Below are 23,638 nucleotides of genomic sequence, written 5' to 3' on the forward strand. Positions count from 1 at the left end.
ATCTAAGGTCCCAAGATATGACGTTTCTACCAGAAACTTGGGCTAGACCAGTAATGTCTATGGTTTTACATCATGCCTCAAATTTTCTCTAGATGTATAATAAGGCAAATACCTTACTCGTAAGGGTCTTGGCCCAACCAAACTCATATCTCCTTTTAGAACATTTATGAGTTGAGGAATTTCGTCTAACGATGTTTTTCGCATTAACGCGCCTATACGGGTAAGTCTTTTATCATCAGGTAAAAGTTCTCCCTTTAAGTTTTTTTCATCTGACATTGTTTTAAACTTAATTATATAGAAAACCTCCTCCCTCTTTCCAGGTCTGGGTTGATAAAACAAAGGCTCTTGATTCTTACCAAACTTTAAAATACAATATATTACAATGAAGATTGGCGAAAGCAAAACCAACGCAGTAAGAGCAACGCAAAAGTCAAATAAGGGTTTAATAAAGGCTTTATACATTATTATATTAGATGGGTATTATCATTTAAAATTATCGTCTTAACTCCCAATAAATTAACGCATTTCAATTAAAAATTATTCTTTTCATTAATTACCTTTTTGATAATTATTTATAATTAATCTTCTTTTACCAGATGCAAGCTGTTTTATTTCTTCAACATAAACTATTTCTATGCTTGCATCAGTTCCTAAAAAGGTCTTGAAGTGATTAATAATTATCTCTTCACTTTTCAGACGATTTTCTGTCACTAGCTTTATATAATATTTAGCTCGGTCTTCTTGAACAAATTGAAATTGTTTTATATCAGGATGCGATTCCAAGTGATGAATGTTGTAACCGGATACCACGAGAGACCTTGGGTGTCATAAATAATGTCCATTTTCCTACCCTCGACCCTCAAGAAAGCAGGGGATTCATTGAAGAAGGCACCATCTTGGGTCATTATGGCAAAATCACCTGTATCATATCGAATAAAAGGAATGCAATAATTAAATAAATCAGTAACCACTACCCTACCCAATTCCCCATACTCCATGGGAATATCTTTTTCAGGATGAAGAATTTCAATATAATAGCTAGCCCAGTTTATCTGTAAACTGTTATTTATTTTAGAGAGTTGTAGCGATAAAATACCATTTTCTTGGTTAGAGTAGCGTAAGTATACATCTGTATTGAAATACTTGATGAGTTTATCTCTTGTATCATCGCTTAAACCTTCTGCCATAGCGATTATAGATGAAATATTAGTTTCAATAGGTTTTGCACTTACACGTTCAAGATAATTGCAGATTTCCCGCAAGGCTGATGAATAACTTAAAAGCACCTTAGTTGAGGTATCTTTTCTCAGGTTTGCTATAAGTTTTTCTAAATAATTATCAGAGAAATCCGCTACATTGACCATCTCTATATTACGCATTCTTCGCGTCAAGCTATTCAACCGAAACTTTTCTAACCATTGACGGATATAGTACAGGCGATATCCAATCTTGAAGCCTACTATGCCTTGAAGATAAATAGTATCCGCTCGGTTTCTGATTACTTTATTGCTATTTTGATATACCATGAACGGAGTGCCAGAAGACCCACTAGTAGAAACTTTCTGTTTAGATTTATCTATGTATTCTGTTGACTGAAAAGCATCAAAATTGTCCCGGATAATGCACTTATCTATTACAGGGAAGTCCTCAAGATTCTGAAGATTTTTATACTCTTTATAAAATTCCGTAGTAGCAGAAGCATGCTTTAACAGCTGTTTTAGAAGATTCGCCCTTCTTTTCTGGGACTCCGGCGTGTCATAATTTTCCAATATTTGGGCAATATCCCTATAATGTGCAATAAGTTTACCTCCTTTAAGAGCATCTAATGACCAAAAGATTTTATTTCGGAGTTTCTCGGCAAGCTGCTTCATGATATGGACAATTCCCTGTAATTTTTTTAGTTTGAAATATAGGGTTTAAACATTCTAAAAATTAACAAAAACTCCTCTAAAAATTTTAAACGATAGAAATTTAAACTAGGTCAATTTTAATGGCATGGATTGCAGCCGCTTACCAGTCAATCTTCTTACGGCATTGGCTATCGCAGCTCCTATTGGTCCTAATGGAGGCTCACCAACTGCACCGGGCGTATCTTTACCTTGCAACAACACCACATCAATTTCTCTTGGAGCGTGTTTCATCAAAGCCATTTCATATGGACCATAAATAGTTGGTGTTAACGAACCATCTACTACTTTCATTTGTTCAAACAGAACCGCGCTCATTCCCATAATTACACAACCTTCACATTGCGCTCTTATTTGGTCTGGGTTTACCGCCAAACCAGGATCTAATACCACAGTTACTTTATGCACTCGTATATTATTATCCTCCACAGAAACCTCAACTACGTGTGCACATGGTGTTCCCGCATCTACCGAAGCAGCAAAACCCATGGCCCTACCATCTTTAATTTCTTCCGAATACCTAGCTCTTTCTCCTGCAGTACGCATAACCTCCTTTAACCGTTTCCCAGCTTCATCATCATTAACTTGCGCCAAACGGAATTCAATAGCATCCTTACCAGCTTTTAAAGCCATCTCATCAACAAAGCTTTCAATTGCAAAGGTATTGGCCAACAAACCTAAACTACGCCACCAACTCGTTGCAAAAGGCAATGTTACATGCCAGTATACTGACCGATGATTAGGCACAGCAGAATACTGAAGAAACCCACCTCTAATGGCACCTATATCCGCTCCAACAATGGGCGGTACTATATTTGGAACTAATGCCGAGTTATTACCGACATCGCCACTCACAAAATGATGTTCAAGACTATCAAGAAGTCCCTGCTCATTTAAACGACCTTTAAGAATATGATGGGTTGGCGGACGAAACATATCATGTTGAAATTCCTCTTCCCGACTAAAAATATATTTTACTGGCTTCCCAACTGCCTGAGACATTACTGCCGCTTGCACCGCATGTGGCGTATGCAATCGTCTTCCAAAACCGCCGCCTAAATATGTTGGAATTACATTCACCTGTTCTGCATCCCAACCTAATCTAGAAGATACCTCCCTTCGGGTTATGCCAATTACCTGGGTAGATATCATAATAGTAGCTTTGGATTCCTCTACGAAAGCCACAACGCCATTAGGCTCTATCTGTGCATGTGCACCAATAGGACTTCTAAATTCCATTTGAACGATATCATCTCCCTTAAGAGCATCACCTTCTTTTTGAATGATCGTAGATTTACCATTTCCCACGGTCATCATAGACACTATGGCGTCTTGTTGTAAATCATCTGGAGTTTCCCAAACAACCTCAATAGCCTGTTTGGCATTTTCTGCCTCTATGTACGATTCGCCGCTACAACCCCAACAAAATCATCTTCACTTACAATTTTGATCACGCCTTAGCATTTTTTCAGCCTTATCCGTTGTAGCACTTATAAACTTGGCTCCTATTTTTGAAGGTCTTACTACTGCCCCATAAAGCATATTAGGCATTTCGGCATCTAAACCAAACATGGGAGCGCCGTAAACCTTATCCGCCAAATCTACTCTGGCTACAGGTTTTCCCACGAACTTATAAGTGCTTATATCTTTTAAAACGGGTGCATCCGGAACCGTCCAATCCGTTACGCCTTCCGATATTTCCGAATATGTAAGGCTCTTTCCATTTCCCGACACGATACCCTCCTGTACGGAAAGTTCAGAAACGGGAACGCCTAATTTTTTCGCAGCTTCTATCTTCATCATTTCACGAAAAGTAGCTGCCAATTCACGCAGCGGTTGCCACAAGCCGGAAATAGAAGTACTCCCTCCCGTACTCATGCCGTCAATATTACCGGTAGCCGTTGTTGCATGAACAACCTTAATTTTTGACATGGAAATCTCCAATTCATCTGCCGCCATTTGTGCCAAACCCGTAAAGGTGCCCTGACCCATTTCTATCTTGGGTGAATGTAAGATAACTACGTTATCCTTGCTAAGTTCAAACCACAGCATAGGGTTATCCGTGCTTCCCATGTATGCCAAATCCATTTCATTGGCTTTTTCCAAAATGGCCCTTCGTATAGGGTTTCTCAATACATACGTACCAACAGCAAGTACTCCTATGGTTCCCAAACCACCACGTACCAAAAACTTTCGCCTTGACAATTTCTTTTCTGAGGATTGATTATCTGCCATTACTAAGCTTTTGCTGGTTCGTTAATTTTATTAATAGCATTTTGTTTATCCGCAGCCTTATGGATGGCTTTTCGCATTCTATAATACGTGCCACATCTACAAACATTTATAATATTATTATCGATGTCCTCATCCGTTGGGTTAGGAATTTTATTCAATAACGCTGCAGTAGCCATCATAAACCCAGGCTGACAATACCCACATTGAGGCACTATTTCTTCTATCCAGGCTTGCTGAACAGGATGCGGATTCTCTGCATTTCCTAAACCTTCAATAGTTGTGATTTGTTTTCCTTCTGCAAATTTTACCGGATAGGAACACGAACGGACTGCCTCTCCGTCTACATGAAGCGTACAAGCCCCACAAGCTGCTTTGCCACAACCAAACTTAGTTCCTTTAAGTCCGAGTATATCACGAATAACCCAAAGCAAAGGAGTGTATTCGTCAGTAAGTTCAATAGCATGCGATTGGCCATTGACTATCATTGAAATTTTCATAGTTGGATTTTTTCTATTATTTAGATGGTATAGTATGGCCACTTTCAAACCAAGCTTCTACCGCACTAATAAATTCTTTTTTGGATACCAGTGGAAGTTCACGCGGCTCTCCTTTTATATTTGTCTTAAGGCTCCCAAGCCCAAAGCACTAAATCATCTTCCGTTAGGTGGTTTTTGATTTCCTCTGGGGAACGGCCACCGTTGCGCTCTGTGTCCATCATGGATTTTGCGATTTCAAACCGATTTAAACCTTGCCATCGCATGGAGTGTGGTGCCAAAGACCAATGCGGTGCTCCCGGAGCACCGGAATACGGATTGTTTTCAGATTGATGACAGGTAGCACATTTGGTAGCTTCAAAACCTTTATCACTTTCCCCTCTTGCAATATCAAAGTGATGGGGATGACTGTCTTCTCCTTGTTTGGGCACATTATCACTGGGGTGACAATTTAAACAACGTGGATGCGTAAGCACGTCCATCATTTTATGGAAAGCAGTATCTGAATTTTGTCGGTTTTCTTGCTCATTGACAGGTGTGGAAGTATACGCTGTTTCTATAGGTTTATAGATTGATGCCAATACAAACCCTGCCATCAAAAGAAAGGAAATTAGAAGGTAGTTTTTTATTTTCATAGCTAGAGTAAGCATTTTGCCTATAGCTATAAAGTTACTGATTAATTAGAGAAGTCAATATTACCGAGTAGAGTTACACTAAAAGTGTCTTAATAGCCAACCATGCCATTAGTCCGCCTCCTAATTCCAGAGCAGATTCATCTATATTGAACGTAGGTGTATGTAAACCAGATGCAATGTTTTTTTCCACATTGCCAACACCCAACATATAAAAACAAGCCGGATTGTTTTGTGTATAGTAAGCAAAATCCTCTGCCGCCATCCACTGATCCAATTCTTCTACATTTTCTTCACCTAAATAATCTTTTGCATGAATTCTTAAATCCTCCGTTAAGGTCGAGTCGTTTTTTAAATGTGGATAGCCATGATTGATTTTCAGTTCACAACTGCCTCCCATGGCTTCGGCCATTGTAGTCACCAGTTTATTGAGTTTTTCTAAAGCTATTTTTCGCCAATCTTCATCCATAGTCCTAAAAGTACCTTCAATAGATACTTCATTAGGAATTACATTGATGGCACCATTGGCAATTACCTTTCCAAAAGAAAGTACGGAAGGAGTTTTTGGATCTGCCATACGACTGACCAATTGCTGAGCGGCAACAATAATATGGGAAGCAATCAAAACAGGATCAATAATTTTTTCGGGCATAGCGGCATGACCACCTTTCCCTTTTACGGTCAAGAAAAGCTCATCCATACTGGCCATAAACTTTCCTGAACGAAAACCGACCTTACCCACAGGAATATCTGGACGCACATGTTGCCCTATATGAGGAATGGTTCCTAAAGCGATATACGCCTTTTCTTTTATGACGCTAATAGCTCCACCCGGACTAAGTTCTTCAGCAGGTTGAAATAGCAATTTTACACTCCCAGCAAAATCACCTTTTAATTCTATTAAAATCTTAGCACACAGCAACAGAGAAGCACTGTGCGCATCATGGCCACAGGCATGCATGACATCTGCCGTTTTGGAAGCGTATGCTATGTTATTTTGCTCCTGTATGGGTAACGCATCAATATCTGAGCGTAAAAGAACCGTTTTACTTTTTCTTGTTTCCATTAATCGTAGCTAAAATCCCTGTTTCTGCAACAGATTCTATATCCGTTATTCCAAGTGATATTAACTGTTCTTTGAGGTATGCACAGGTATTGTATTCTTGAAAAGATAATTCTGGATTTTCATGCAGATGTCTACGAACGGCTACAAATTCCGGAGCATATTGTGTGGCAAGACTTTTAATTTTTTGGTAATCATCCATAAGAAAAGGGGTTAAAGTCAACTACCTACCGAAACTATAATTTAAAAAAATGAGTATTCTAATTCTTTGAAAAGACCAAATCAAAATTAACGGTAACATCATCTCCAACAATAATCTGACCGAACATTGCACTTGGGGGCTCTATGTTATAATTCTTTAATACTATCTTTTTCTTGCCAGATATTTTTAAACCTTCAGAGTTTGATTCCATTTTTACAGGAATTTCTACGGTTTTCTCAACTCCCGCAATAGCTAACGAACCAACCAAAGTTGACTTGTTCTTCACTTCCGTTAATTTAAAAATAACTTTTGGGTGCTGTTCTTTTTTAAGGGCATCATGCATTTTCTTATCCATAGAAGCTCCTCTTTCACTCATAATATCTGCGACTTCTACTTCCAAATAAATTTGCTTTGGCGCCACACCATCATACCTAAGAGTTGCTGCTACCGAATTAGCCACCACATCCCAATCACTAACGGTAGAAGTACCACTGATTGTTAACTTACTAGAATCTGCAAGAGTATATTCATCTTGAGCTTGAACAAGAATGGAACTAGCTACAAAGAGCATTAATAAAACTATTTTTTTCATGATATCTAAATAGGCCAACTACTGTTGGCGTTACTAAATCAGTTTACTACTCATCTAAAACGTTCTGCCAGAACTTTTTCTGTTCTTCTGCACTGGGTTGAACTTTAGGGCTTACTAATCTAAAACCTACATAATTAGAATCTGTAAACCACCAAAAACTCTTTGGAATCTGTGGGTCACGTTTCTGTTGCTTTAAACTTGATCCCGTTCTTGCAGCTGAACGTAATTTATCTGCATCATCATCCCATGAACCACCTCTAAAAGACCTTGGATGAATTACCGTTGGCGTTACCCAAGGATTTTTGCTTTCCGTTGTAGCATATGCATCTTCCTTATACTCGTCTAACGTCCACTCTGCAGCATTACCGTGCATATCATACAAACCCCAAGGGTTTGGTTTCTTAGAGCCTACTTTAGCATATTTATTTTCTGAATTTTTATAATACACCGCATATTCATCAATTTCGGAAACATCATCTCCAAAACTATAAGCACCCTCTGTACCTGCCCTTGCAGCATACTCCCACTCAGCTTCTGTAGGTAATCGATAAAACTTTCCTGTTACGGTACTCAACCATTTACAATAGACCAAAGCGGAATATGCAGACATGCTAACCGCAGGAAAACCATCTTTCCCCATTCCATAAGAAGGATCTTCATACGGTGGGCTAGGACGTGTAATGGCGTCTATTTTATAACTCGGTCGTTATCTAGCTTAACGAAAAGTTCTTTGTTCTGTTTAAAGAAAAGTTCAAACAAATCCCAAGTTAATTCATGTTTAGCCATATAAAAGGCATCTAACTCCACATCTTTCTGTGGTCCTTCATCTGCTTTCCTAATGACTTCCGTTTCAGGGCTACCCATTTTAAAAGTTCCTTCAGGAATTAAAACCATATCAAAACTATTGTCGGTTTCAGGAACCGTTTCCGTATAACCGTTCGAAACGTCAGTAGATACTTCCAAAGGTATTTTTTTGGCTACTATTTCTTTGGTTGTATCAGCAACGGTTTTCTCTACACTAGTAGCTGATTGCGAAGATTTACAAGATTGGAACACCACCCCAAAGATACAGGCAGCTAAGGTAATTTTGGTCAACTGGGTTTTCATTTAAATAATGCTTTTGCTAAAAATAGTTTTTTTTATTTACAATAAGCAGACTCAACCTTCTTAAAACTACCTTATTTTCAACCCCACAACAACACCTACATCTTTTGTTTAAAAAAGCCACAATAGCAACGACAGCGTTACTTCAGAGATATTAACACTCTAGGGGAATCGTCTAAAATAGCGTATATTTGAAGGAACACTACAAAAATTGAAAGATGAAAAAATTTAAATTTCTAGCCCTTGCCCTATTCATATCTGCAGGCGTTTTAGCACAGAAGGAAAATACAAAAGACTTAGATAAATTTACAGAGCTTAAAGTATATGACCGGATAGTTGTTAGCCTTGTTAAAAGCAACGAAAACAAAATTGTCATTACCGGTGATGACAAGGATGAGATAAGTATCTCTAACAAAGATGGTCTCTTAAAAATAAAAATGGAGTTCGGTAATTTTTTAGACGGAGACGAGGCTAAAGCTACTTTATACTACACGGAGGACCTTACCCTAATTGATTCGAACGAGAATGCAAAAATAAAATCTAACGAAACCGTTACAGGTGATCGTGTAGAGATCAAAACCCAAGAGGGCGGGAAAATCGACTTAAAAATAGACATTAAAGACCTTTACACTAAATCCGTTTCTGGTGGCGAAGTGACTCTTACCGGTTCTGCCACTCAGCAAGAAGTGATGGTGAATACCGGAGGTAAAACTTACAACAAACAACTAGACACCAAAGAAACTACAGTGGTGGTTAACGCTGGAGGAAGAGCTGACGTAAATGCCTCCGACAAAGTAGTAGCAAAAGTACGTGCTGGCGGATCTATATACATCTATGGAAAACCTAAAAGTATTGAGAAAGATAAAGTGTTTGGCGGAAAAATTAAAGAAATGGATTAAGCTTACTGCTCTATATCATGAGCCTCAAAAGCTATGAGTTCATTATCTTGAAATTGCGGGGTTACCTCAATAGGGTTGCAACATACCTCGCAATCTTCTACATAGGTTTGGCTTGAGATTGAAGGATCCATTAGCATGGAAATTTCTTCCCAGCAATATGGGCATTGAAAAAAATGTTCGTACATAATTACTTCTTAAAGCTGAACCTGTTTTTTGTTTCTAGAGGACTCATAGATGGCATTTATTAGCGCGACGGACTTTCTTGCTTCTGCCCCACTTACCATTGGCTTTCTATTTTCTCTAATTGCATCTACCATATCCTGTAGTACAATTTTATGATTTTGATGCCCTATTGCAGTCGGGTCAGCTGCTCCACTTCCTAGCGATTCTGTGTTTAACTTAGGCGCCTGCTCATCTTTAATGTTCCATGAGGTTATTTTACCCCCCTCCATAATAATGCTTCCTTTTTCTCCATACACCTCAATGCGCTCTGGATATCCATAAATAGAGCCGTGCCAGCAGTAATAGTCCCGATTGCTTTATTTTTGTAATTTATAAGTGCAGCACCAACATCCTCCCCTTCTATTTTATGAACCCTAGTTTGGACATTGGCAAAGACCGATACTGCTGGGCCCATAAGATTTATTAATAGGTCTACCGTATGAATACCTTGATTTATAAAAGCCGCACCACCATCCATCTAATTTTATCGTACCCCGCCAATTACTATTTGAATAATATGCCTCAGACCTATACCAATTGATGCTAGCGTTACCCATAAGTAACTTACCTAACTTTCCAGATTTCACAGCTTTTTCTACCTTTCTATAATCTGTACTACACCTATTCTGAAGCACACACCCTAAAAGCACTTTTTGTTTTTCACACAAGGCTATTAATCCATCTATTTTCTCTGTAGTTACTTCTAGAGGTTTCTCGCTTAAAACATGCTTTTGAGCCATGGCAACAGCCTTTATGGCTTCACTATGTTTTCCGCTTTCATTACAGACACAGACTAAATCTATTTCCGGAAGTGACAAGAATGAATTGTAATCACTATAGACAGGTAAACCGAATTCAGCTTTAACCTGCTCTACCCTATCTGCAGATTTGGTACAGAGCCCTATTATCCGCACTCCCTCTATTTCAGAAAGACACTTTACATAGGTATATACGATTGAACCTGTGCCGATAATTCCAACGCCAATATGAGACATACGATAGTTCTATTTTATTAAAACTATACTACGAAGAAATTATATGAAAGACAAAGAATCATCCATTTAGAACAATCTTTCAATTCTAATTTTTAAATTGATTTCTTAGAACTCTACATTCAAAAGTTGCCCCGTAAGCTGCAATAATTGAAGTTCTGCCAGCTTAGCATCATACTTGGCCAAATTCTTATTAGTCTGAGCGTTTAAAAGGTTTATTTGTGCCTGACGGAATTCAATGGATGTAATTCTACCCAATTGAAACTGCTCTTTTGATCTTTCAAAATTGTTTTGATTCGTAAGTACGTTCTGTTCTTGAATCTGATAAATAGTCAATCGGTTTTCATAGCTAGCCAAAGCATTTAGGATATCCCTATCAACCTCCATAGCCACCTGCTCTTGCACCAGTTCTTGATTCTCGTATGCAATTTTAGAATTACGTACCAGAGTAGTTGTTCTTCCACCGTCAAAAAGATTCCACGTAAGACTGGCTCCCAAACCTAAAGTTAGACTAGATCTATTACTACCGGGAATAACCTGCCCTGGTAAGAATGAATTAGGCGCACTTTGATTCAAATTCCAACCATACGACCCCGTAAGACCAATTGTTGGCAAATAACCAGAACTATTTACCTTAATATCGTATTCATTAATAGCCAAATTACGCTCTGTCTGGAGTATGGTTACGTTATTTTCTTTAGCCTGACCTATGAGTTCATCTAATTGCAACCTAGGTACAAAACGAACAATAGTATCTACCTGAAACTTCTCATCAAGACTCTGGTTTACCACTACATTTAAATCTCTCTTAGTATTAGCCAGTTGTTGTTTTGCATTCAATAAATTAATGCTATCATTGGTAACATCTACTTGCGCATTTAAAATATCTAGCTTTGTATTTTGCCCATATTCAAAAGCATACTCCGCTCTGGTAATACGGTCAGTAGAGATTGCAAGTGCCTCTTTAAATACATTTTCATTTTCCGTAAGTCTGGCCACTTCAAAATAAATACTGAATAACTGCAACAACGTATTCTCTATAGTTTCTCTGGCCTGAAGTTCTGTAAGTTGATATTGCTCTTTTAGTTTCTTGTAGTTGTACAATCTACCTAAACCATCAAACAAAGTATAGTTAAGATTTAATCCCCCATTGAACGACTGCGACTCCGCATGATCAATTTCTAAATCTTGTCTAGGCGTACCATCCGTATTGAACTGATCTGGGTAAGCGGTAGTACTATTCAACTCGCTGTAGTTGGCACCGGCCGTTCCTGTCAAACTAGGTAAATAACCTGAATTGAGGATACCTTGATTGTTATCGGCAATTTTCACTTGATTGCCTGCTACTTTTATTCCAAAGTTATTTTCTAAAGTCAACTGAACAGCTTCCTCTTTAGAAAGACGTTTCTCTTGAGCCGAAATCCCCACTGTAAGAAAAAGAAAAGTAAAGGCGGCTATATATTGTTTAATCATTCCTATTCTGGTTTCTTAAGATTGGTGTTGGGTGATGTGTTTTCTCCTATTTCTGAACCTCTAACTACGTCTTGAGAAGAACCATTTAACAACGGCTTAGGGTGCTCCAACATTTCTTCTTCTTCTTCTTCTTCTTCTTCTTTCTGTTCTTTAATAGCACGTTCTACTTCTTCCTTAGTAATATCATCACCGGTTTTCAACCATTTCGTAGTTACTTTCACCCTATTGCTAAACGCTAAAAACAACGGCAATAATAACAAGGTTAGCACAGTAGCAAAAGCAATACCATAGGCAATGGATATAGCCATAGGCTTTAGGAACTGCGCTTGTCTACTTCTTTCCAACAGTAATGGTGCTAGACCTGCAATAGTGGTAATAGAGGTTAAAAATATAGCTCTAAAACGTGAACGACCCGCCTCGTAAATAGCATCATCAAATTTCATCCCGTCACGGAGGTTTCCGTTAAACTTACTTATGAGCACGAGACCATCATTTACCATAATACCAATTAGCGCTATAATACCTAACATAGAAAGAATATTCACAGGGAAATCGTGAATCCAATGCCCCCATGCTACAGCAGTTAAACTGAACGGCACTAATAAAATAAGTAATAATGGCTGACTGAAACTCCTAAACGTAAACGCTATTGTTATATAAATCAGTAATAAAACCGATAGCCCCACTACCTTTAACGAGCTTGTCATTTTATTTGCCTCTCTGTTCTGTCCTTCATAAGAAGCAGATACTGTAGGATATTTTGATTGAATTTCTGGCATTACAGTGGTACGGATTTCATTCATAATGTCCGTGGCACTTGTAGTTTTTTCATTTTTAATATCTGCCGAAACCTGAATTTCACGTTGCCCTTCCAAGTGGTTTATAGCCACATCTCCCCTTTCTATAATGTACGAGGCAATTTCTTTAAAAGGTACTTTGTTACCATCTGGTGTAGAGATTCTCATTTCATCCAAATCTGTAATGGATGAACGGTTTTCTCTATCATATCTAACCCAAACTTTAATCTCATCTTGTCCTCTCTGAAAACGTTGAGCCTGAGTTCCAAAAAATCCTGCCCTAACCTGATTCATAACCGTGCGAAGGTCTAGACCTAGTAAATAGGCATTTTCTTTTAGTTGAAGTCTAATTTCTTTGATACCAGCAGGGTCATTATCCGCTACATCTTTAAGTAATGCGTTATTCTCAAGTACCGCCTTTAGTTCCTTTTTAGCCGCCTTTAATTCGGTAATATTATTACCTAAGAGAGAAACGGATACTGGACTACCGCCGAAGTTACCTCCAGAGCCATAAATAAGGCTTTCCACCCCAATTACAGGCCCCATAAGCTCTTGTAGCCTATTCGTAACCATATCTGAGCTAATATTATCTGGTCGCTCTTCTCCTGGTAACAAGTTAATATCTAGAGAAGCGGCAGAAGTACCGGGACCTATTCTTTTGATAGTATTTTCGAACAGCATCTTACCTGTTCCTTTTAAGTACTTATCTGTAAGCTCCTGATTTACTATGATAGATTTCTCCTCAATTAATGAGATAATAGAATCTGTTACTTTTTCATTGGTTCCGTTTGGCATTAGCAGATCAACAGAAACACGATCACTTGCCACTCTAGGAAAAAAGCGGTTCTAATAACTCCTCCACCAACAGAACCCAAAGTAAGCATCAATGCCATCACGAAAAACGCAAACATTAAGACCTTATAACGAAGACCAAAACGTAAAGCAGGACTATACAACTTGTCCCGCATCCAAACCATAAAACGGTCTCCCATTTCATTTATCACTCTTAACTTAGCAAAAGCTTTACCTATAGCTGTTTTAGGTTCCTTATCTATGGTCTTCAGCGCTTTTGAGTGTGCCAAATGCGCAGGAAGAATAATCAATGCCTCAATTAGAGAAACTACCAGCGTTAGTATTACAATTACTGATACCTCGCTAAAGAATTCTCCTATCCTTCCATCTAAAAAGAGGAAAATAGAAAAAGCCAATAAAGTGGTGATAATTGCTGAAACAATTGGCGGAATCACCTCCATTGTTCCATCAATAGCTGCTTGTACCGGAGTTTTTCCTTTTTCGTAATGTTGATAAATATTTTCTGCGATTACAATACCATCATCTACCAGAATACCGATTACGATGATCATACCAAAAAGTGATAACACATTTATGGTTACATCAAAATAACCTGCAAAAATAAACATCCCTAGAAAGGAAATAGGAAGACCAAAAGCTACCCAAAATGCTAGGCGCGTATTTAAAAACAAAGACAAGAAAACCAACACCAAAATCATACCTACAATGGCATTCTCGGTAAGTAGTTCTGTACGTTGGTTCAGAGTGATACTACGATCACTTACCACGCTTAGCTTTATATTGTTGTGCTTGTTATTGAAATCTTCTATATAGTCTTTCACCTTTTCCGCAGAACCTAAAAGGTCTTCGGTATTTGTACTAGTAATGGAAACATTTACGGAAAGGTTTCCATCAAAAAGAAGCATTAGGCGACTCTTCAAAACGGTCTCGTATGATAGCAACATCTTTTAACCGTATGGTACTACCGGATACATCCGCACGAATAATCATATTTGAGAGCTCATCTCCATAATAAGCCCTGTTATTAGCTCGTATCAAATACTCTTCAGCGTCCGTCTTTATATTACCTCCAGTAACCAGGATATTAGCATTAGCTACCGCCTGAGAAACCTCGTTAAAGGACATGTTGTAAGCCAATAAGCTATTTTCGTTAACGGCTATCTCTATTTCCTCCAACGGATATCCGCTCATTGCTATTTGGGAAATACCTTGAATAGCACGCAACTCATTTTCAACCTGTCTACCAACCTCTTTTAAAGTGGCCAACGGTATATGATCTCCGCTTATCGCAAAAGTTATGGTTTCCCTAACCGCCTCTAACTTCGAAACAATTAAAGGCTCCATTCCTGTTGGAAACGAAGGCACCCTGTCTACTGCGTTTTTAACCTCCAAGAGCATGAAATCTATATCACGACCTTTCTCAATTTCAACGTTGATGACACCACTGTTTTCACGAGCTGTTGATGTAACACGATCAACACCTTCAAGACCTTTAAGGTTGTCCTCTATTTTAAGTACAATACCTTCTTCTACTTCTTGTGGAGAAGCACCCGGATAAGTAATACTTATAGTTATGTTCTTTGAATCAGAAAGCGGAAAATAACTGGATTTCAATGAAAGTGCTCCAGCAATACCGAATACCATAAAGGCCAGAATAAAGACATCTACCGCTATATGATACTTTATAAAATAAGAGATTATATTCCTCATTATTCTTTGGTTTTTGAGTTACTCTCATCAAAAACCTTGACCAACATTCCGGCATAGGCACCTACCACTGGTTTTGAAACTATAGTTATTCCATCAGGTACATTCTTCAGCACGACCTTTCTATCAGAAAAATAAACCGGTTTTACATCTATGATATCTAAAATGGTGTCGCGTACAACAAAAATTTTGTTGTCCTCTAGTAAAAGACCTCTATCTATTTCAATAGCATCTTCTTCTTGCCTAGCATCCAAATTAGCTTCCAAATACATACCTTCTCTAAGATTCTCATCTTCAACATCTATGTATGCCCTAATTGTTTGGGACGCTAAATCTACACTTCCATTAATACGGGCAACTTTCCCTGTATATGTTTTGGTTCCGTTTAAATTGACCAATTCTACTTTCTCTCCAACTCTTAAAAGGTCACTATAGGCTTTACCAATAGCTACTTCCATTTCATAAATATCAGTATTGATAAACTCCCCAAGCTTTTGGCCTGATCGTACTAGTGTACCCTCAGTAACCAACGCTTCTGTAAGAATACCACTAAACGGAGCTGAAATTCTGTATTTTGAAAGCCTTTGCTCTAAGTTTTTAACATTATAATAATTGGTGAGTATACCACGACCAGAGATAAAATACTTCTCTTTTTCATCCGTCATCTCAGGTAATGCCGGAGTGCTATTCTCCATATTAAAATCACTCAGATATTTTTGCCATTTCGGAAAAATCTCAGGATAATCTAGCCTTAAATCAGGCATTATAGAAGTTATTAAATTGTACAAGTTGCTTTTAGCAGATTGTACACTTGCCGCATATTCTGATGCATCTATACGAATTATAGTTTCACCTGACTTATATGACTGACCAGCTTTAAAGAGTTTATTCCCTTTTCTAAAAACACCCTGAACCTCTGAATAAAGCTCTACACGCTGCTTAGCACTTAAATTACCATTTGCAGGAATGATGATAGGAACGTTTCCGTTTTTAACCGTATCAATAAATACAGTTTTAATTACTTTTTCCGGTTTAGGTCTTGGAGTTTTCTTGCTGTTGATTATTGATCTAGCTACGAAGACAGAAGCTACAATAATTAAAATACCAATAACTGATAAGAGGATCTTACGTGTATTCATAAGTTTGGAGGGCATTTGGCCAGTTGGTTGGACTGCAAATCTATTTAATAGTTTAAGCGGCTTTAGTTAAATGTATCTTAAAACTACTTTTTTTGAAAGTATCATAAAAAAAGGGATGCATATCTGCATCCCTTCAACCAAATTAACTAATAAATTATGGAAATCTATTTTCTATTATTCATCTTCAAATTTTGTGTCGGCCATTCTAGTTCTGCCGTATTCAACATTTTTGAAATCTATTTTATCATCTTCTTTATCATAGTCAAAAACCAAGAACTGCTTTTCGTTCATTGTATGAAGGTTTTTGAAAGAATCAAATTTGTTATTCTGAATCTGTAAAACCTCAAGACTAGCCAATTGACCAAACTCTTCTGGCACCTCGCCACCCAATTGATTATTGGCAAGTACAAGTTCCTTTAGTTTTGTTAGTCCACCTATTTCCGAAGGAATGCTTCCTTCCAATGTATTTTCAAAAAGACCTAAGCTTTCTAACTGAGCTAGACCACCTACAGATTTTGGTATGTTACCTTTTAAGCTGTTACTTGATAAGTTCAAAACTTTGAGATTTTTAATATCTCCTATACTTTCCGGAATACTTCCTGTAATAAAATTATTAAAAGCAGTAAGTTCCATTAAGCTTTTCATGTTCCCAAGTTCTTGCGGAAGCTCTCCTTTAATACGATTCATTTCAATCTTCAGAATACGAAGCTTAGAAAGTTCTGCAATTTCCTTAGGTAACTCTCCCGTTATACCATTGAAAGCTAAATTCAAGGATTCTAACTTTTCAAGGCTACCAATACTACTTGGAATAACTCCCTGAAGATTATTATTAAAAAGATTGATTTCTACCACACGATTATTTCTAATCGTAACACCCTCCCATGTACTAACATCAGCAGTCATATCCCATGATCTTACCCATGAGTCCCCATTTGTAGAATTATAAAGCGCCACTAATGACTCCATCTCTTTGTTTGGGACTTCGGCCAAGACCGTATGCACCATAATGCAAAAAAGCACTAAAAAACTAAATAGACTTTTCATATAATTGCTTATTTTTTTGGTTGACAGTTTGGGTTTTTGCAATTCTTTGGGAATTACCCTACAAAAATAAGCCTAAATCTAGATGAAAAACAAAAATTATCGTCTAACTGCACTATAATGTTGTGAAAACCTAATAATCTGTTGTGAGTAAAATTTCACCATTGTAGTTTACCCTAAATACCTATTAATTTTCTAGTTCTAGGGTGATATCTTCCCACTTAACCATCATTTGTTCCAACTGCTTTTTCTTCTTTTGATAACCATCAAAAAAGTTAGGAGCCTCTATAGTTTTATCGTAGTCCATTAAGAGTTTATGGTCTATATCAGCAATTTCCTTTTCCAGTCTAGAGATATCAGCTTCCACAGAGCTAAGTCTATTTTTTAGTGACTTTAATTTCTTCTGCTCTTTAAAATCGGCTGCGCTAGATTTTGGAGCGGCGGTTTTCTTTTGTTGTTCTTGCTTTTTTTCAATTGCCCTAAAGTCTTCCACCTTACGCTGATCCAAGTAATAATCTATATCACCTAAATACTCTTTAATTACCTTGTCTTTAAACTCATAAACTTTATTGGTCAGCCCTTGAAGAAAATCCCTGTCATGAGAAACAAGAACTAGCGTTCCATCAAAATTCTGTAAAGCCTGCTTTAATACATTTTTAGATTGAATGTCCAAGTGGTTGGTTGGTTCATCCATAACCAACACATTAAAAGGCTGCAAAAGCATTTTGGCAAGAGCCAAACGGTTTCGCTCACCACCAGAAAGTACCTTTACATATTTCTCTACCTCATCTCCTTTAAACAAAAAGGACCCTAGAATATCTCTTATCTTGCTCCTGTTTTTTTCATTGGCAGCATCAATCATCGTATCTAAGATAGTTTTACTACCATCAAGATATTCAGCCTTGGTTTTGAGCAAAATATCCAATTTGTACGTTGTGGCCTAACTTCATTTTACCTCCATAATCAAGATCACCCACCATAATTTTAGCCAATGTAGATTTCCCTTGGCCGTTCTGCCCCACAAAAGCTGTCTTGCTGTCTCGCTCCAAAAGTAGATTAACACCTTTTAGTACATCTTTATCCCCGTAGCTTTTAGAAAGTTCTTCTATTTCTGCTATTACTTTACCAGGAGTTATAGACACCGGGAAACGTAAATTCATTACAGCATTATCATCTTGATCAACCTCTATCCGGTCCATCTTATCTAATTTTTTGATAAGTGATTGCGCCATGGAAGCCTTGGAACTTTTGGCGCGGAACTTCTCTATCAAACGTTCTGCTTGCTGAATTTCTTTTTCCTGATTTTTTAGAGCATTCATTTGTTGCTCTTTTATTTCTCCTCTAAGAAGTAGAAACTCTGAATAAGGTTTACCGTAATCGTAGATACGACCTAAAGAAATTTCTATAGTACGGTTAGTAACATTATCCAAAAACATTTTATCGTGAGATACAATTACAACTGCACCGGTATAACCTTTTAAAAACTGTTCCAACCAAATAATAGATTCAATATCCAAGTGGTTCGTAGGCTCATCTAGCAACAATACATCATTACTTTGCAGTAAAAGTTTTGCTAACTCGATTCGCATTCTCCAACCGCCCGAAAACGTATCCGTTTTCTTATCAAAATCTTCACGGTTAAAACCTAAACCTAGTAGTATTTTTTCTGTCTCACCTTGGTAATTGTATCCACCAAGTATTTCATAGTGATGGGTTATATCACTCAAATCAACCATAAGTTGATGATAAATATCACTCTCATAATCCGTTCGCTCTGCTAATTGATGGTTTATATCATCTAGCCTAAGCTCTAAAGCTTTTATTTCTACAAAAGCCTGATACGCCTCTTCTAACACGGTACGGCCTAAAACAAAATCTATATCTTGACGAAGAAAACCAATTTTAATGTTTTTCTCCATTGCAATTGTGCCCGAGTCTATAGGCATATCTTTGGAAAGCATTTTTAAAAGCGTTGACTTACCCGCTCCGTTTTTACCGATCAGACCAACGCGATCACCACCATTCAAACGAAAGGATATTTCCTCAAAAAGATATTCTCCGCCAAAAGAAACGGAAAGGTTATGAATGTTCAACATACTTTAAAAAATTCTAGATTCAAATAGGCATCATGCCTAAAAGGTGGTTTATTATTTGTGAAAAATAACAATATTTTGTAATGATCGTTACGTTCAAAGAAAAGTCAAAATTGTACTTTTACCTAAAGTTTTGCAAATGTTAAAAAAAGGAAACAAACTATACAGCATTTTAACAGGAAGTTGTCCCAAATGCCATGAAGAGAGCATGTACGAGGACAAAAACCCGTATCATTTGGGTAAAATATTCAATATGCACGAGCGTTGCTCTACTTGCGGAACAAAATACAAAATAGAACCTTCTTTTTTTTATGGTGCCATGTACGTTAGTTATGGTGTCGGAATTGCTTTTGCCGTGGCCGCATTTGTTATTAGCTTCTTATTTATTGGTGCTACATTGTTCCACACATTTATTGCTATTGTAGGTACTATGATTGTTTTCATGCCTTTAATTGTCCGTCTTTCCAGAAATATCTGGATTAACTTTTTTATCCATTACGACCCCAACGCTCCGGCCAAATACAAGAAAAAACTTAACGAAAAAATTTCTCAGTAAATCGGGCTATGTTTAACTCTGGGTCCAGTGTCTCATTATTTTCAACATAAGCATATAATTGATTTGATGCTGAGGGGCCTATTAATACACCACGGGAACCAAAACCATTAAGTACATACATTTGTTTAAACTTAGGATGTCTCCCCACCAAAGGTTTTCTATCCGTTACAGTTGGCCGTACACCCGCTACTTGGCCTACAACATTAAACTCACATTTAAGCACAGTCCTTAATTTTGCCAAAAGACCTTCTTTTGCACTTTCTGTAGGCAAATTAGTTTTATCATTGTGCTCATAATTGGCACCTACCCGATAAATATCATTTCCTTGAGGGATAATAAACACAGAGGATTTTATAGCTCTTTCTTCTTTTAGATTTGGAGCTTCTATAAAAAGATACTCTCCCTTAGAGCCCTGCATGGGCAAATAATTGAAAAAAGGATTGGTCTTCAATCCAAAACCTTCGGCAAAAACAATTTGTCTAGCAGAAATAGAACCATACTCAACTCCATTTTCAGTAAGGTGTAAATTATCAAAATCAAACGTTTCCTCAGACAAGAAGCCTTTTTCTTGAAGGTACTTTTTATAAGACAAAACCAGTTTTTTAGTATCGATCCTTCCGGTATGCATTACTTCTCCATATCCGTACGGAGCATCTATATTGCTATTCTCATTTAGTTTAATCGTGGTATTTAAAAAGACATCCAAGCCTTTTTTATCAGAAGCTACAAACCATTGATTTTGCTCCTCCACAGAATGGAACCTTCGATAGACAGGAAGCACATAGTCTAACTTTACATCTAATTTACGCTCCAAATTGGCATAAAAGGACTTAGCTAGCATAAGTTGTTCTTCTGCCTGTAAGGCCAATGTAAAACGTTTCAGAATCACTGGGTTATACAACCCTCCTGCGACGATTGAAGAAGTTTGAGAAGCATCGTTTACTACCTTAAAAGTTTTGTTGTTCTTTTCTAATTGCTCACAAAACGAAATACCCGCAAGACCAAGCCCTACAATTAAATAATCTACCATGTGGTAAAGGTAGAAAATTGCCAATCAAAAAAAACGCCCTGACAAAAATTGTCAGGGCGCTCAATACTATTTGAATTGGAATATTCTAGGGACTAGTAGGCCCACATGTCTTGTTCACGGTCTCTTATGACCTCTTGTATTCTACCGGCTTCCAACAACTGAAACAAGGCATTATCGGTAACATAATCATTTACCTTACGATCGCCATGAACGTTGTCTTCTCTATAGATTACACCATTAAATCTTCTTGCATTTAACAACATATCAAAAGAGATAGGTTGTGCAGAATTTCTCTGGTTGAAAACTTTGGCCTCGTGCAAAATCTGCCGTGCATCTGGGTACCATACCCAAAAAAGCTCAACATTTGCATCACCTGGATTCATAGATTCATCATCGATAAAGTTAACGTCTGGTGCAACTGGAGCAATACCTAATAAACGGTATTTCAATTCTCCTTGGCGTTTATCAAAATACCACATACCTTTTATACGGTATTCTTCGATATCTGCGGCAGAAAGGTTTCTCTTCATCACATATTCAGGAGAAAGTGCTTCACCTGCATTGATCTGTTCGTAACCATAATCTGTAGTATCTACCTTTTGCAACGTACTAGAAAGGTCGCTAAACTTACGCTTATCCGTAAAATAAGAATCTGCATAAACATCTTTTAGCTTACCATTCTGAATATTCTTCAAAAGAACATCGTACAATGATCTTCTATCTTTACCTATATCTATAGTATCAGTAGGATAATATAAGGGAAAGTTTACCCTTTCATCTAAATCAATAACTTCCCATACGGTCTTAGACCAAAGAATGTCACGATCATCTACATAACCATACTTGAGGGGAGCATCATTGTCCAAAGCTTTTTGAGCTTCGGTCTTAATGCCTATTTCCTCTGGCTTTTTAGCGTTCAAAACGTTCGCCTGAGCCATCATGGAAACTGGCAACAATGTTACTGCACCAATTACTAAAGCATTTTTCCAATTCATCTTTGTAATATTTTAAATTACCGAGCAATCAAAAGATTGCCCGGTTTTTAGTAGTTGTTATTAGTTTGTAAGCTCCACTACAACCGGAGATACTTTCTTCAATTTATAACTCTTGTTATTTGTAATGTAAGCTTGGATATCAAATATCTGAACAGCATCACCTCTTTTAGCTCTCTTAAGGGCCGATTTGGCATTAGCGTTCAATTTACTTCCGTTAACACTTACAGTAGGCTGACTATAACTTTGAATTTGAAACCACTAACTTTTAGGTTCAAATCAAAATCAAAGTCTTCTAACATTGCACCAATAGTAGCAATTTCCATGTTAGATCTAGGCATTTTAGCACTACCAGTCTGCTTACTTACAGAACCTGCAGGTCTTGGAATATCCTTAATTCTAAACTCTGCCGGTGTAGAAATACGTTGACCATCAGGCAAAGTACCAGAAGCAACAATCTTAACCGTTCTACCTGTTTGGGGTTCATTACATACTTACTAGCACTTACTTTCTTAAGTCCTGGAGCGGATGCACTTACCTTGTTATCTGGAATACCATAGGTATAGATATAGACATTGGGTTAGCTACACCACGATAAACAACGTTCATCTTATCTGCTGCAATTAAAGCAGAGTTAGGCTTGCTTATAGTTGCAAAGCTATTTTTAACAGGTACAGGAATCTCTTCACCATCTTGCTTAAAGTATAATATACCTTCTACAGTATGATCACCAGCTGAACCTGAACTAATTAACATTTGAACACCACCAGCTTCTAATTTATAATCAGAACCTTCAGAAAGTTTTCTTCCGTCTAACGTTAATTCAGCTTTTACAGGAGTAGAAGAATTATCAGTTTTACTAATGATAATCTTACCGTCATACTTCTCACCAGAGTAAAAAGCAGATTTACTAGCCTGTAATGATGTTGCAAAATTCTTAAGCGATACTTGGCTCGTTAACTCACCTTCCAACATTCTTTTAAGAGCGTCTTCCTCTGTAGCTTTTACGTCTGCTTGAAGGGCCGTAAGTTTAGCTAAAGAAGCTACTAAAGGATAACCTTCGTAGTGGTAATTGATCCAATCTTGCTTGCTACCATCTCTCTTTTCTTCTTTACCGTTTTCATCACCGGTCTTGAAACGAGCGTTAACAGATTCTTTCAAATCCTTTGGTACAATAGCCGCCACTTGTGTGCGGTAATCACTAATTCTACTCATGAATTCCTTTCCACCTTCCGATAGATTATCTCCTTGAAAGAATTTTTGATCTAAGAAATCAGAATTATCCATTCTTGCATAGTCAGTAGCATCTTCTAAACCTTCTGTCATACCTTTTTTAAGGCCTTCTAGATAGTCGTAATACTCTTGTGACATCTGCTTGATTTTCTCAGCATCTTTATAAAGCTTTCCGTATTTCTCGGAATCTTCTCCAGCTTTAGTCTCTAGACCACCTAAGAAAGCTAGGTTACTTTCTGTAGTCTTTTCGTTTGAAGCTTCCATCTTTTCGTTCATTATCCCGAAAGCTGCAAGTACTTCTTTGCTCATGTTTAACGCCAGCATAGCGATGAAGATCAAATACATTAGATTGATCATCTTCTGACGTGGTGTTGCTTTTCCTCCTGCCATGTTTTCTAATTAGGTTTGATTAATTAATTGAT

General features: G+C 37.5%; 23 protein-coding genes and 3 pseudogenes. 2 read left to right on the forward strand and 24 right to left on the reverse strand.

The window, feature by feature from the left end:
• Positions 1-57: 57 nt before the first annotated feature.
• From Q5W13_RS05495 to Q5W13_RS05550, 12 genes are all read right to left on the reverse strand, one after another.
• Positions 58-462 carry a sugar transferase gene (locus Q5W13_RS05495; RefSeq protein WP_304445632.1) on the reverse strand — a complete coding sequence of 135 codons (405 nt, stop codon included), beginning with the start codon at positions 460-462 and terminating at the stop codon, positions 58-60.
• Between the two features lie 87 nt (positions 463-549).
• Positions 550-783, reverse strand: coding sequence for a hypothetical protein (locus tag Q5W13_RS05500; RefSeq protein WP_304445633.1), 234 nt, complete (start codon positions 781-783; stop codon positions 550-552).
• The gene (locus Q5W13_RS05505) at positions 762-1,871 is read right to left on the reverse strand and encodes a phenylacetate--CoA ligase family protein (RefSeq protein WP_304445634.1); all 1,110 of its coding nucleotides are present in this window, start codon (positions 1,869-1,871) and stop codon (positions 762-764) included. Before Q5W13_RS05505 ends, Q5W13_RS05500 begins: the two co-directional genes overlap by 22 nt.
• Positions 1,872-1,976: 105 nt before the next feature.
• Positions 1,977-3,224 carry a xanthine dehydrogenase family protein molybdopterin-binding subunit gene (locus Q5W13_RS05510; protein ID WP_304445635.1) on the reverse strand — a complete coding sequence of 416 codons (1,248 nt, stop codon included), beginning with the start codon at positions 3,222-3,224 and terminating at the stop codon, positions 1,977-1,979.
• 117 nt (positions 3,225-3,341) lie between these two features.
• Positions 3,342-4,142, reverse strand: coding sequence for a molybdopterin cofactor-binding domain-containing protein (locus tag Q5W13_RS05515; RefSeq protein WP_304445636.1), 801 nt, complete (start codon positions 4,140-4,142; stop codon positions 3,342-3,344).
• 2 nt (positions 4,143-4,144) lie between these two features.
• Positions 4,145-4,639, reverse strand: coding sequence for a (2Fe-2S)-binding protein (locus tag Q5W13_RS05520; RefSeq protein WP_304445637.1), 495 nt, complete (start codon positions 4,637-4,639; stop codon positions 4,145-4,147).
• Positions 4,640-4,764: 125 nt separating this feature from the next.
• Positions 4,765-5,271 (reverse strand): hypothetical protein, encoded by a 507-nt coding sequence (locus Q5W13_RS05525; RefSeq protein ID WP_304445638.1) that lies wholly within the window; start codon positions 5,269-5,271, stop codon positions 4,765-4,767.
• A 73-nt stretch (positions 5,272-5,344) separates the two neighbouring features.
• On the reverse strand, positions 5,345-6,334 hold the full coding sequence (locus Q5W13_RS05530) for a M20 metallopeptidase family protein (RefSeq protein WP_304445639.1): 990 nt from the start codon (positions 6,332-6,334) through the stop codon (positions 5,345-5,347).
• Complete coding sequence (locus Q5W13_RS05535) at positions 6,315-6,533, reverse strand: hypothetical protein (RefSeq protein ID WP_304445640.1); 219 nt, start codon at positions 6,531-6,533, stop codon at positions 6,315-6,317. Before Q5W13_RS05535 ends, Q5W13_RS05530 begins: the two co-directional genes overlap by 20 nt.
• A 58-nt stretch (positions 6,534-6,591) precedes the next feature.
• Positions 6,592-7,125 (reverse strand): YceI family protein, encoded by a 534-nt coding sequence (locus tag Q5W13_RS05540; RefSeq protein ID WP_304445641.1) that lies wholly within the window; start codon positions 7,123-7,125, stop codon positions 6,592-6,594.
• Positions 7,126-7,171: 46 nt separating this feature from the next.
• A complete protein-coding gene (locus Q5W13_RS05545) occupies positions 7,172-7,765 on the reverse strand; it encodes a formylglycine-generating enzyme family protein (RefSeq protein WP_304445642.1) in 594 nt (197 codons plus the stop codon).
• A 47-nt stretch (positions 7,766-7,812) separates the two neighbouring features.
• Positions 7,813-8,232, reverse strand: coding sequence for a formylglycine-generating enzyme family protein (locus Q5W13_RS05550; RefSeq protein ID WP_304445643.1), 420 nt, complete (start codon positions 8,230-8,232; stop codon positions 7,813-7,815).
• A 215-nt stretch (positions 8,233-8,447) separates the two neighbouring features.
• Here Q5W13_RS05550 and Q5W13_RS05555 point away from each other — a divergent pair, with 215 nt between their 5' ends.
• Positions 8,448-9,128: a head GIN domain-containing protein gene (locus Q5W13_RS05555; RefSeq protein ID WP_304445644.1), complete on the forward strand. Its 681-nt coding sequence runs from the start codon at positions 8,448-8,450 to the stop codon at positions 9,126-9,128.
• A 2-nt stretch (positions 9,129-9,130) separates the two neighbouring features.
• Here the strand turns inward: Q5W13_RS05555 and Q5W13_RS05560 are convergent, their stop codons facing one another.
• From Q5W13_RS05560 to Q5W13_RS05595, 9 genes and pseudogenes are all read right to left on the reverse strand, one after another.
• A complete protein-coding gene (locus tag Q5W13_RS05560; protein WP_155598117.1) occupies positions 9,131-9,313 on the reverse strand; it encodes a CPXCG motif-containing cysteine-rich protein in 183 nt (60 codons plus the stop codon).
• A 9-nt stretch (positions 9,314-9,322) separates the two neighbouring features.
• Positions 9,323-9,607, reverse strand: coding sequence for a Gfo/Idh/MocA family oxidoreductase (locus Q5W13_RS05565; RefSeq protein WP_304445645.1), 285 nt, complete (start codon positions 9,605-9,607; stop codon positions 9,323-9,325).
• The gene (locus Q5W13_RS24655; RefSeq protein WP_368662439.1) at positions 9,562-9,828 is read right to left on the reverse strand and encodes a Gfo/Idh/MocA family protein; all 267 of its coding nucleotides are present in this window, start codon (positions 9,826-9,828) and stop codon (positions 9,562-9,564) included. Before Q5W13_RS24655 ends, Q5W13_RS05565 begins: the two co-directional genes overlap by 46 nt.
• Positions 9,725-10,345, reverse strand: coding sequence for a Gfo/Idh/MocA family protein (locus tag Q5W13_RS05570; protein ID WP_304445646.1), 621 nt, complete (start codon positions 10,343-10,345; stop codon positions 9,725-9,727). Before Q5W13_RS05570 ends, Q5W13_RS24655 begins: the two co-directional genes overlap by 104 nt.
• 105 nt (positions 10,346-10,450) lie before the next feature.
• On the reverse strand, positions 10,451-11,815 hold the full coding sequence (locus Q5W13_RS05575; protein ID WP_304445647.1) for a TolC family protein: 1,365 nt from the start codon (positions 11,813-11,815) through the stop codon (positions 10,451-10,453).
• A gap of 2 nt (positions 11,816-11,817) precedes the next feature.
• Positions 11,818-15,135: pseudogene (locus Q5W13_RS05580) on the reverse strand (efflux RND transporter permease subunit).
• Positions 15,135-16,271, reverse strand: a complete 1,137-nt coding sequence (locus tag Q5W13_RS05585; RefSeq protein ID WP_304445648.1) for an efflux RND transporter periplasmic adaptor subunit — start codon at positions 16,269-16,271, stop codon at positions 15,135-15,137. Before Q5W13_RS05585 ends, Q5W13_RS05580 begins: the two are co-directional and overlap by 1 nt.
• Positions 16,272-16,445: 174 nt before the next feature.
• Complete coding sequence (locus tag Q5W13_RS05590; RefSeq protein ID WP_304445649.1) at positions 16,446-17,315, reverse strand: leucine-rich repeat domain-containing protein; 870 nt, start codon at positions 17,313-17,315, stop codon at positions 16,446-16,448.
• A 184-nt stretch (positions 17,316-17,499) separates the two neighbouring features.
• Positions 17,500-19,408 (reverse strand): annotated as a pseudogene (locus Q5W13_RS05595) (ABC-F family ATP-binding cassette domain-containing protein).
• Positions 19,409-19,544: 136 nt separating this feature from the next.
• Between Q5W13_RS05595 and Q5W13_RS05600 the strand changes: the two are divergent.
• Positions 19,545-19,961, forward strand: coding sequence for a DUF983 domain-containing protein (locus tag Q5W13_RS05600; protein WP_155598111.1), 417 nt, complete (start codon positions 19,545-19,547; stop codon positions 19,959-19,961).
• Here the strand turns inward: Q5W13_RS05600 and Q5W13_RS05605 are convergent.
• From Q5W13_RS05605 to porM, 3 genes and pseudogenes are all read right to left on the reverse strand, one after another.
• The gene (locus Q5W13_RS05605) at positions 19,939-20,991 is read right to left on the reverse strand and encodes an NAD(P)/FAD-dependent oxidoreductase (protein WP_304445650.1); all 1,053 of its coding nucleotides are present in this window, start codon (positions 20,989-20,991) and stop codon (positions 19,939-19,941) included. The genes Q5W13_RS05600 and Q5W13_RS05605 overlap by 23 nt on opposite strands.
• Positions 20,992-21,083: 92 nt before the next feature.
• On the reverse strand, positions 21,084-21,986 hold the full coding sequence (gene porN / locus Q5W13_RS05610) for a type IX secretion system ring subunit PorN/GldN (protein WP_304445651.1): 903 nt from the start codon (positions 21,984-21,986) through the stop codon (positions 21,084-21,086).
• Between the two features lie 60 nt (positions 21,987-22,046).
• Positions 22,047-23,606: pseudogene (gene porM, locus Q5W13_RS05615) on the reverse strand (type IX secretion system motor protein PorM/GldM).
• Positions 23,607-23,638: the final 32 nt, after the last annotated feature.

The organism is Zobellia laminariae, from assembly GCF_030553095.1.
Taxonomy (GTDB): domain Bacteria; phylum Bacteroidota; class Bacteroidia; order Flavobacteriales; family Flavobacteriaceae; genus Zobellia; species Zobellia laminariae.